General features: G+C 34.5%; 9 protein-coding genes. 1 reads left to right on the top strand and 8 read right to left on the bottom strand.

Annotated elements, in window-relative coordinates:
* Positions 1 to 168 precede the first annotated feature (168 nt).
* Both nusA and ACW9JY_RS09880 read right to left on the bottom strand, forming a co-directional pair.
* Positions 169 to 1,194 (bottom strand): transcription termination factor NusA, encoded by a 1,026-nt coding sequence (gene nusA, locus ACW9JY_RS09875; RefSeq protein ID WP_103076530.1) that lies wholly within the window; start codon positions 1,192 to 1,194, stop codon positions 169 to 171.
* Between the two features lie 29 nt (positions 1,195 to 1,223).
* The gene (locus ACW9JY_RS09880; RefSeq protein ID WP_169925102.1) at positions 1,224 to 1,697 is read right to left on the bottom strand and encodes a ribosome maturation factor RimP; all 474 of its coding nucleotides are present in this window, start codon (positions 1,695 to 1,697) and stop codon (positions 1,224 to 1,226) included.
* Positions 1,698 to 1,974: 277 nt separating this feature from the next.
* Between ACW9JY_RS09880 and ACW9JY_RS09885 the strand changes: the two genes are divergently transcribed.
* On the top strand, positions 1,975 to 2,739 hold the full coding sequence (locus ACW9JY_RS09885; protein ID WP_457284247.1) for a TIGR00266 family protein: 765 nt from the start codon (positions 1,975 to 1,977) through the stop codon (positions 2,737 to 2,739).
* Between the two features lie 122 nt (positions 2,740 to 2,861).
* Here the strand turns inward: ACW9JY_RS09885 and msrA are convergent, their stop codons facing one another.
* The 6 genes from msrA to ACW9JY_RS09915 form a co-directional block, all read right to left on the bottom strand.
* On the bottom strand, positions 2,862 to 3,383 hold the full coding sequence (gene msrA, locus ACW9JY_RS09890) for a peptide-methionine (S)-S-oxide reductase MsrA (protein WP_457284248.1): 522 nt from the start codon (positions 3,381 to 3,383) through the stop codon (positions 2,862 to 2,864).
* Positions 3,384 to 3,402: 19 nt separating this feature from the next.
* Positions 3,403 to 4,221 (bottom strand): M55 family metallopeptidase, encoded by an 819-nt coding sequence (locus ACW9JY_RS09895; protein WP_457284249.1) that lies wholly within the window; start codon positions 4,219 to 4,221, stop codon positions 3,403 to 3,405.
* Between the two features lie 153 nt (positions 4,222 to 4,374).
* Positions 4,375 to 5,367, bottom strand: coding sequence for a LacI family DNA-binding transcriptional regulator (locus ACW9JY_RS09900; protein ID WP_103076243.1), 993 nt, complete (start codon positions 5,365 to 5,367; stop codon positions 4,375 to 4,377).
* A 23-nt stretch (positions 5,368 to 5,390) separates the two neighbouring features.
* The gene (locus ACW9JY_RS09905; RefSeq protein WP_158245440.1) at positions 5,391 to 5,798 is read right to left on the bottom strand and encodes a VOC family protein; all 408 of its coding nucleotides are present in this window, start codon (positions 5,796 to 5,798) and stop codon (positions 5,391 to 5,393) included.
* Positions 5,799 to 5,837: 39 nt separating this feature from the next.
* Positions 5,838 to 8,042: a carbohydrate-binding domain-containing protein gene (locus tag ACW9JY_RS09910; RefSeq protein ID WP_457284250.1), complete on the bottom strand. Its 2,205-nt coding sequence runs from the start codon at positions 8,040 to 8,042 to the stop codon at positions 5,838 to 5,840.
* 90 nt (positions 8,043 to 8,132) lie between these two features.
* Positions 8,133 to 10,508, bottom strand: coding sequence for a beta-mannosidase (locus ACW9JY_RS09915; RefSeq protein WP_457284251.1), 2,376 nt, complete (start codon positions 10,506 to 10,508; stop codon positions 8,133 to 8,135).
* Positions 10,509 to 10,697 lie beyond the last annotated feature (189 nt).

Genomic DNA, 10,697 nt, shown 5'->3' on the forward strand with positions numbered 1-10,697 from the left:
GACGGTTAAGCCGTATCGTGCCGATGGTAGTACGCTAAGACGTGTGAGAGTAGGTATCGCCCCCTTCTCTTTTTTTTAAAGTAATATATTTTGACTTATTTGTATTTTCTCACCCCTTAAAAAAATACCGCATCAGTCAGTTAGATGCGGTATTTTTCTTATTCTTACTTATTTTAATGAGTGAATATCGATTTTCCATCCGGTAATTTTTGCTGCTAATCTAGCGGTTTGACCGCCCTTTCCCACAGCTAAAGAAAGTTGATTCTCAGGGACGTAAACAAAAGCAGTTCTTTCGTCTTCGTTAAGAATTATATTTTTTACTTCAGCAGGGGCAAGAGCGTGCTTTATAAAAATTTTAGGATCTTCTGAATATTCTATAATATCCACTTTTTCATTTTTTAGTTCTTTTAGTAGCTCACTAATTCTTGAGCCTTTTTCACCGATACAAGCACCTACAGGATCAACTCCTGGCATGGAACTAACAACAGCAACTTTAGTCCGTATTCCTGGTTCCCTGACTATTTTTACAATTTTTATGATACCTTCTTCTATCTCGGGTACGATAGATGATAGTAGTTCTGTAATGAGTTCAGGTGCTGTTCTTGAAACCATAATTTTTGGGCCTTTTGATGTGTTTTGAATGTTTTTTATGTAGACTTTTACAAGTTCTCCGCTTTTAAAGGTTTCTCCAGGAATTGTCTCTTTCATAGGGAGTTTGGTCTCTAATTTTCCTATTCTAATGTCAATATATTCATCACTGACTTTAATTATTTCGGCGGTTGAAATTCTATTTTTTAAAGCTACGTATTTATCAAACAAGTTTTTCTTTTCTAGTTCCTTCAAATTTTGAAGTATGACTTGTTTGGCTGTTTGAGCGGCAACTCGTCTAAAATCCTTTTTAAGATTAATCTTTTTTCTTACCATTTCACCTATTTCTATTTTTGGATTAATTTTTTTAGCTTCTTCCAAAGAAATTTCTTCTTTAGGGTTTTCAACTTTTTCAACGACTTTCCATAATTGATAAACATTCAATTTTGTTAGATTTTTATCAATTTCAATTTCAACATTTTTTGCCCCATAATTTTTTTTGTATGCACTTTTAATAGATTTAGCTATAATATCGACCAACGAGTCTCTACTTATACCTTTATCTCTTTCTAAGGCATCTATGGCTTCTAATAGATTTAAGTTCAATGTTCTACACCTCCTATATCTTTCAAATTTTACAATTCAATTTCTAAATTGGCTTTATCTATTTCTATTAAATCAATGTTGAATAATTTTCCAGAATCTTTTTCAGTAATTTTAATCTGATCTTCCGATACATCTTCAATATACCCAATTAATACAGGGTGTTTCTTTTCTTTACCTTTTAAAATAAATTTTGCTAATTTTCCTTTGAATCTTTCGTAATCTTTTTTGCCTCTCAATTTTCTATCGAGTCCAGGAGAACTAACTACTAACTCATAACTCTTGTCAAAGAGATCAATTTCGTCTAACCAAGGGTCGAAAGCCTTGGAAAACCTTTCACAATCTCCTATGGACACGTATTCGTCTGCTTTATCGATAACAATCTCTAGAATTTTATTTTTATTACTACCTTTAATTAAGATATCAAAAATTTCAAGACCCAACTTAGAAGCAACGTTATCGGCTTTTTCCCATATTAACTGTTTAATTTCTTTGTTGGTTAACATGGCATTCACCCCTTTCATTTCAAAAAATATTTTTTATAAAAAAGCTCGAGGGCAAAAAGCCCTCGGCACTCATTTTGTTAATTAATTTTCTTTAAATTACCACTAATATTATATCATAAAAAAAATAAAAATCAAGACCATCTAAAAAATTCTATTTTTAATTTTCCATATAAATAAATTATAATATGAAAGAACTAAAACCGCAGTAGGGCAAAGGAGCCCTATATATCGAGTTTTTAAAGACAACAAATTTTGGAATTTAAGGAGGATTTAGAAAATGGCTGATATGGTAGATTACAAAATCTACGGTGATGACATGCAACTAGTGGAAATTGAACTTGACCCAGGAGAAGGGATTAGGGCTGAAGTTGGTGCTATGATGTATATGGAAGAAGGAATAGTGATGCAAACCAACACAGGTGGAGGTCTTTTCAGAGGCTTGAAAAGAATGATGACTGGAGAAAGTTTTTTTATAACAAACTTTGTACAAAATGGGGAAGGCAAAGGGCATGTTGCTTTTGGAGCTCCTTATCCAGGTAAGATTGTACCGATCGATTTAATAGAATTCAATGGGACTTTTATATGCCAAAAGGATAGTTTTTTATGTGCAGCAAATGGGATAGAAATAGAAGTAGAGTTTACTAAAAGGATAGGCACAGGTTTATTTGGTGGAGAAGGCTTCATTCTTCAAAGATTAGAAGGACATGGCATGGCTTTTATTCATGCTGGAGGGGCTTTAATCGAAAGGCAATTACAACCCGGTGAAATTTTAAAAGTAGATACCGGTTGTGTGGTAGGTTTTTCTAAAACTGTGAATTATGATGTTCAGTTTATAGGTGGTTTTAGAAATTCACTTTTTGGTGGAGAAGGCTTGTTCATAGCAAAACTCAATGGTCCAGGGACAATTTATCTACAAAGTCTTCCGTTTTCAAGACTCGCAGACAGAATAAACGCTGCAGCAAAGTATCAAAACAAGGGAGAAAATAGAAATATGGGCAGAGGATTTATTGGTGGATTGTTCAACGATGATCGAAGATTTTGAATTATGGAAATACCAATAATAAAATAAAAATCATCATATATCCTTCTATACCCTTCTCATTTTTAAAACAACAATCTACGATTGGTTGATGAACAGAAGGAAAGTCACGTATTCCCCTTATTCTACACTAAGAATTTGATATAATCATTTTTAAAAACTCTTCTTCTGAAGTGGCAATAAGGGGCTTTTCCTGTTTTTTTATAATAATTTTGGTGATAATCCTCTGCTTTGTAAAATTCTGAAGCTTTAGTTATCTTGGTTACAACTTTTAAACCTCTATTGATCAACTCGTCTTTTACTTTTTCTGCGATTGCTTTTTGTTCCTCATTTATGTAAAATATTTCGCTTCTATATTGCTCTCCAATGTCGGGCCCCTGACCATTTTCTTGGCTAAAGTCATGAATTTCAAAAAAATATCTGACTAATGATTCGTAGCTTATTATGTTTGGGTCGTAAACAATTAAAACAGATTCTGCATGACCTGTTTTTCCACTACAAACCTGTTCATAAGTTGGATTTTCAACAAAACCACCTGTGTAACCACTGATTACGTCGATGACACCTGTAACTTTTTTAAACATGTATTCTACTCCCCAAAAACAACCCGCTGCAAAGATTGCTGTATCTGTTGGTATTTTGCTCATTTTAATCACCTCTTATTTTCTATGCTCCACATATATATGTTATCGCTAAAAGAGCTTCAAAAATCACACGATAATTGTCGCTACTTATTTTCACTTTTCTTCCATCTATTCTTTCTGTTAATGGCATAGATTCCACCATATCAGCTTTTGAAGTGTCAGAAAATTCAACAATCATCTCGATGGGTGAGTTGAATGTGTAGACATCAAAATATTCTTTGTTTTTGTCAATCATTTCTTTAGTTGTGCTTTTAATTTCTTCCAGGAGTTGCTTCATAGGTTTAAACTCTGCAGAGTATCTGCCTAAGGATCTTTTGGTTTCTACATAGTATAAATGTTTAAAATATGGATTCAATTGTTTTTTGAGTTTATCATCCCCAACAACCATTGCCAATGGAACGCCAAAACTACCTCCGTATGCGGCATTAATTAAAGTTTCATTCATTTCTACTTTATTGATCCAAATATTATGAATAGAGGAACTTGAATAAGTATGATCCATAGTAGAGTATTTCTCTCCAACTCCAGCATGGTAACCAAAAAAGATCATCCTATCGAAAGATTCATCTATACCGGTCATCATATAATATTTTCTTATCCCACCGCTGATTAATTTTACGTTTGGGAATTCTTCTGTGATTTCCCACGGAATGTTGTTCCCTTCCGCATGGGAATCTGACAAAGTGATCTCATGTTCTTTTAACTCTTCTAATAAAGCTTTTAATTGCCTAACAGCATATGTTTGTTTGTAATCTTTATTATTTTTTGTGACATCGTTCCATTGTGCAATACCCCCAAGCCCTTCAAAATCAAATGAAATGTATATTTTTATAATAATCATCTCCTTATTGATGATTCTCAATGTCTTTAGAACCCATAAAACTATATATAGCGCCCCTTGCCCCGCTCCCCACCCATAAGGATAAAGAAACTTCCGCCCCTTGCCCCGCTCCCCACCCTATAATTAGTATAATTATATCAAAAAATCATTAAATTATATTTTTCTGACTGAATCTCTAATTATTAAGTTAGTTGGTAAAATAACCCTTCTTTTCACCTTACTTTCATTTTTACCTTCTAATTTTTCTATCAAAAGTTTTGCTGCGTTTAATCCCATTTCATATACAGGTTGTCTAATGGTTGTTAGGGAAGGGTATAAATATTTAGCCAAGGGAGAATCATCAAAGCCAACTATTGAAACATCTTCAGGGTAATTGAATCCAGCTTCTTTCAGTGCTTTTATCCCACCAAGAGCCATCCAATCATTGGCAAAAAAACCCGCTGTAAAGTTTTTGCCATATTTGTCAAGATATTTTTTAATAGCAATATATCCATCTTTTACATCAAAACTTGCAGGAATAAAGGTAACTTCAAAATCTTCTTTCTTTTGTGCAAAATCCATAAAAGCTTGCTTTCTTTCCCTGGCAGAGTATACTTCCATCAGACCTTCGACATGTAAAACTTTTCTATGGCCCATATCGTATAAATATTTTGCAATTTTCAATGAAGAGTCATAATTATCTATAGTTACAATATCCATTTTCAGTTCTGAGTTTTCTCTATCAACAGCAACAACCGGTATACCTGCTTCAATGAATTTTTCTAAGCAATCTTCATCCTGGTAGGTTGTACAGACAATGACACCATCAACTTTTCTTGCGAAGAACTCTTCTAAGGCATCTCTCTCTTTTTCCAATGAATGTCTATATGTTGAAAGGAACATTTCGAAGTGATTTCGTAAAAGAACTTCTTCTATTCCTTCAGCTACCATTCCATAGTAATCTGCCTTTAGATCGGGGACCAAGACCCCAATCCCCCTGAACGAGCTCCCTTTTATGCTCTGGCTTCTTCTGTAATCTAATTCTTTTATAACCTTTAAAATCTTTTTTCTTGTTTCTTCAGTAACGTTCTCGCTTCCACTGAGAACTCTAGATACCGTTGCGATAGAGAAGCCTGAAGCTTTAGCAATTTCTCTTATCGTTGCCATTTTTTTCACCTCAAGAGTTACCTTTAATATGTTTCTAAATTAAGTTCTCCCTCAATTATCTCTATTAGAATGTTATCAGGGTCTTTGAAAAAGGCAATTCTTACACCACCTTCAGCATTGGTAGGTTCCATTGTGAATTCTACACCTTTTTCCCTTAGATATTTAAAGGTTTGATCGACACTTTTTACTTTAAAAGCAAAGTGTTTTATGCCCATGTCTTTATCGTTTTGAGTTGTTAGATATTTTCCTTTTTCTGTAAAGTTGAATAATTCAAGTATTTTATCTCCCATATCAAGATAAACAATTACGAAATTCCCATTGTCTTGAACAAGCTTTCCTAAAACTCTAAAACCAAGAATATCTCTGTAAAATCCAACAGATTTTTCCAAATCGGATACTGTGATTGCTAAATGATCGAAATTAAAATCCATAATACTCATCTCCTTATAGATGAAAATTTTCTTGCTTTTTTATTCAATAAAATTGACATTATCTATATACATTCTTCCAGCGAAGTCGCTGTTCACATCAACAAAAATTAAAAGCATATTTCTTAAATCAGTGTTGTCTTCAATATTGGGAACTGAATTTAAATCTATTTTTACCTCATAATGGTACAGTCTATCATTTGTTACAGTTGCTGAATCAAGATCTGAGAGATCAATTTGATAAGTATCGGTTGCCTGTGCCCAATAACCTGCTAATGGTGGTTGAAACGCCAAATTTATTTCAATAATTCCTTCCGAAGCTCTATCGGGAGCTAAATAAAAATCAAAAAACAAGAAATTTTTACCCCCGCGTTTTAGGCCATCCATCCAGAAATCTAAACGTGGTGCGGATGCCCACGTATCACTTGGCTTTACTTCAGGATATGCTACTTCCCAAGATAAAGCTTTTGAACCATTGGCTTCTTCTAGGGTAAGAGCTGTTTGCACTGCTGAGTCACTACTCCATTTCCAACCCTGACGAGTGCCATCTTCAAAATCCGATGGTAATTTTGCTTCACCTAACGGATCATGGATAATGGGGATTTCAATTTTTTTGCCAGAAACCTTAAAATTATCCAAATAAATTACATCTGCTCCCTCTGTACCTACGAAAAGAACAATATTTTGAATCGTATTGTCTGTGTCACTCGTGCCAATTATTTCCAAGCCAGGACTATCTTCAGCTGTTATTGTTAGAACTGCTTTGTAAGTTCCATCAACTTGTTTGACAAAATCATTTGGGGTGAGCCTTACAGCGCGAGCAGGATTAGTCCACCAGCCATTCCCGGGTCCTTGAGGAATCACTGCTATAGCAACAGTTGCAGGAGATTTTAAAATAACATCTATCATTATTTTTCCAGCCCCGGTAATATCAACTGCGTTGCCCCAATTATCCGCAGAAATACGAAGATTGTTCCAAAATCCTCCTTCGCTAACGTCATTGCTTGCATCTAAACCAGAGATTTTTAATCTATTCTTCTCATTGGTCAACGTTACATCAGTGACAGGACTGTCGGAATTTACTACAAAGCCTTGAGTGGTCCCATCATCAAAATCCCATAATGTTTTGTAGTAATTTGAACGGTCAATTGGTTCGTATTCTACACCTTTTATACGTGTACGAACATATTCTCCTGAAACACTTAGTTCCTCTGGTGACCATATTTGATCAGGTCCTGGATCAAGATCTGTTGCTTCAGATTCACCATATACGTATGGTGTAAATGCCGCAGATTTTTCATTTTTATTAGTAAGAGACCAATTAACCCAACTAACGTTATTGGCGTTCAAAAACTTAAGCCATTCATCTGATTCTTCTATATATGGTCCACCATCGCCAGTAGCTTCGCTTGTTCCCCATTCAGATGCAAAAATAGGGGCACCGTGCTTCAATGCATAAATTGCATTTTTCATTACGTAACTATCTGGTGACGGTTTATGGGTACCTGCATAAAAATGAAGGGTGTAAACGGTATTTTGATCATCGATTGGATCATCAGCAGCTAAATCAGGTCTTTGGCTCCAATTAGGATTTCCAACAATAACGATGTTTTCATTACCGTTTTCCCGAAGCATTTCAATAATAGGTTCTGCATAATCTTTTACAATTTGCCAACCGGTTTCATCATTTGGGATACCATTTGGTTCGTTACATAATTCATAAATGATATGAGGATCATTGGGATACAATTCTGAAATTTCTTTAAAGAATTCCTGTGCTCCCTCATATATTGGATCGGTTGGATCTCCTGGTGCATGCACGTGCCAATCTACGATCACGTACATATCGTACTTCTTTGCAAGATCGATTCCTTGAATGACTCTTTTTTTGATGGTTTCAGGATCTGTTGCGTATCCGTCTTCTCCCACATACATGGCAAGACGAATTACATTCGCTTCCCAATCATTTGCAAGAGCGGCGAAAGCATTTTCATTTAGAATTTCGGGGAACCATTGAAGCCCGTGCGTGCTCATACCCCTTAATTGAATAGGATTACCTTCTTCATCTCCCAAGGTTTTTATCCCGTTATACTCAATAACTCGCAAAGCCCCGGCTTCCGAAGGTTTCTTCACAAGTTCGTTACCGTATAAGAAAGAATCGTCGATATTTGGTGGGATTAATACAGAATTTGCCAATAAAACCAAATTAATGGAAACTATTAAGGCCAATGCTAAAATACTCTTCATTTCTATTCACCTCCATGTTGAAGATATTTTTTGTTTTTAAAAATTAAAAAGAGTGTTGTAGAATTTAATTTATAAATTCAAATCTTTAAACTACAAATAATCAAAGGCGCTTTTTATACTAATTTCACCTTCGATATTATTTAGAACTTTTGGATAGGAGGGGAAAAGAGCAAAGAAATTATCTTGAGAATAATTTTCCCCATTTACCTTAACGTTCACTCCCAACGCCGGTTTTTCACAACTCAATATCAAATTGTTTCTTTCTTTTTTGTATGTTATTTTTGGATCGTTTAATTTATTTTTTCTTAAATCTGCAAACAATTCGTGGTTTTCTATTATGATTTTTCCATTTTGTTTTAGAATTAAGTAAGCTATGGAGTTATCTAAGTCAATGTTGGAAATATTAAGTTGATCGATAGTAGTTACAGAATCTTCGGGCGTTTTTATGTTTGAATATTCTTTTTGCATAAGTTTTTTTCCATCTAGAGACCAAAGTTGAAATTCCAAATCAAGTTCGGTTTTGATTCCATCGTTTATCAGTGATATTATGACCTTTTCATCTTTATTTTTGGCAATCGCTAACAATTGATTATAAAATCTTTTAGTGTAAAAGTATAAAGCCTTTGGCCGTTTAAAATAATCTATTGAAGCCCAACTGAAAACAGGCCATGAATCATTTATTTGCCAATAAAGAGTTCCGGCTGTTTTGTATTTTCTGCTTCTCCAATGTTCTACTCCTGTCTTAATAGCTTCTGCTTGGTTGAGTTGAGTTAAATAAACAATTGAATCAAAATTACTAATCAATCCGTAATGTCCATTGATGAACCTTAAGAGTCTTTCTGGGCCTTCAACTTGTTTGTTGTGATTCAACATCGTTGGAGAAAAGATTTCTTTTTCATTATCTTCGGCAAAGAAATCAATAGTTTTTGGATCTGGAGCTGCTTGAAATCCAAATTCACTTACGAACTTTGAATTGTCCCATGTATAGTATTTGTAATCTTGCCATCCTGACCAGATTTCCCAAACATGTCTATCTCCCACTTCAGAAGAGTTAGCTCTACTGCCACCGTATGGGCTCGATGGCCAGTACAGTCTCGATGGATCTTCTTGGGCACATATTTTAGGAAAATCTTCCAAATAAAGTCTATTTCCAAGATTTTTTCCATCCACTTTCAATTTGTAATCCCATTCTTCAAAGCCCCAATTATTCTCATTATTTCCGCACCAAAGGACTATACTTGGATGATGTCTTAATTTCAATACTTGATGTCTTATTTCTTCGTTTGCAAGCTTTCTAAACCAATCTATATGGTCAGGATATTCAGCACATGCAAACATGAAGTCTTGCCAAACTAATATCCCTAATTCATCACATGTGTTGTAAAATATGGGATCTTCGTAAAGGCCCCCTCCCCATACTCTCAGCATGTTCATATTGGATTCCTTCGCCATTTTGAGAAGTTTAACGTAATCACTCTCTTTTAACCAACTTAATATATTTTCAGCAGGGATCCAATTTGCGCCTTTGGCGAAGATTTTTCTGCCGTTTATCTCAAAGATAAAGCTTTCACCTTCTGAGTTATTTTCTCTCACTACCCTGGCGATTCTAAAACCTATTTTCTTTTTCTCACTGTAGATTACTTCTTTATTTTTCTTAAGTCTAAACTCAACTTCGTATAAATAACTTTCACCCAAATCGTGTGGATACCAAAGCTTTAAATTCTCTATTCTTTTAGAACCTTCAAATTTGTAATTTTCAACACTAGCGGTTACTGGTAATGTAATTACTGGATTTCCATTGAAAAGAATTTCTACTTCGTAGTTTTTAGTATCTTTAATGTGGGAATCAACGTAACCGAAAAAGTTGACTTTTCCATCTAAATTTTCCAAAAAAGCAGTGGAACCGAAAAGTCTAGCATCTTTATAACTTTCTATGTAACTATCTCTGTATATTCCACTAGTGGCTATTCTTGCTCCCCAGTCCCAGCCATAGGAATACTGAGCTTTTCTTATGTAAACTCTTGCGGTTTCTTCGCCGGCGTGTAATTTTCCGTAATTTTTTTCAAATCTTTTAGGGAGGTCTATTGGAGATTTAATCTCTATTCTTAAAGAATTTTCCCCAATTTTGAGATACTTTTTAATGTCAAACCGGTATTCTATGAACATATCCTCGGTTTCTCCAACGAAATTATCGTTAAGGTAGATATTTGAAAGGGTATCCACACCCTCTAATACAAGATCGTAACATAGCTCATCGTTTATCTCTTCTATGTGAAATTTTTTCTCGTATATCCAATTTTTCCATTCTAACCTTTTGAAAAGTTTTTCATTTTCTCCTACATAAGGATGAGGCATGAGATTCAAATCCACGAGGTCTCCTTGTACTGTTCCAGGGACGTTTCCATCAAACTCAAACTCTTTTTCGTTGTCGTAAACCTTCCATTTTCCATTTAAAGATATTTTCAATTGAAATTTCTCCTCCTATTAATATTTTTGGTACTGTCTTTAAAACTTTAAAAACTCTAAAACCTTATATATAGCGTCTCTTTGATGATTTTATATTTTAAAACTTCCAACCAATCCTTTTAACTCTGTGGCTAACTCACTCAACTCTTTCGCTTCTTCGTTTATCCCTACCGCTTGTTTTACTTGTTC

The sequence above is a fragment of the Petrotoga sp. DB-2 genome, from assembly GCF_054051725.1.

What these genes read in the sequence shown, in the direction of transcription:
- ACW9JY_RS09880 (WP_169925102.1), bottom strand. Translation starts at nt 1,697, where the DNA reads ATGTTAACCAACAAAGAAATTAAACAGTTAATATGGGAAAAAGCCGAT.
- ACW9JY_RS09885 (WP_457284247.1), top strand. Translation starts at nt 1,975, where the DNA reads ATGGCTGATATGGTAGATTACAAAATCTACGGTGATGACATGCAACTA.
- msrA (WP_457284248.1), bottom strand. Translation starts at nt 3,383, where the DNA reads ATGAGCAAAATACCAACAGATACAGCAATCTTTGCAGCGGGTTGTTTT.
- ACW9JY_RS09895 (WP_457284249.1), bottom strand. Translation starts at nt 4,221, where the DNA reads ATGATTATTATAAAAATATACATTTCATTTGATTTTGAAGGGCTTGGG.
- ACW9JY_RS09900 (WP_103076243.1), bottom strand. Translation starts at nt 5,367, where the DNA reads ATGGCAACGATAAGAGAAATTGCTAAAGCTTCAGGCTTCTCTATCGCA.
- ACW9JY_RS09905 (WP_158245440.1), bottom strand. Translation starts at nt 5,798, where the DNA reads ATGGATTTTAATTTCGATCATTTAGCAATCACAGTATCCGATTTGGAA.
- ACW9JY_RS09910 (WP_457284250.1), bottom strand. Translation starts at nt 8,042, where the DNA reads ATGAAGAGTATTTTAGCATTGGCCTTAATAGTTTCCATTAATTTGGTT.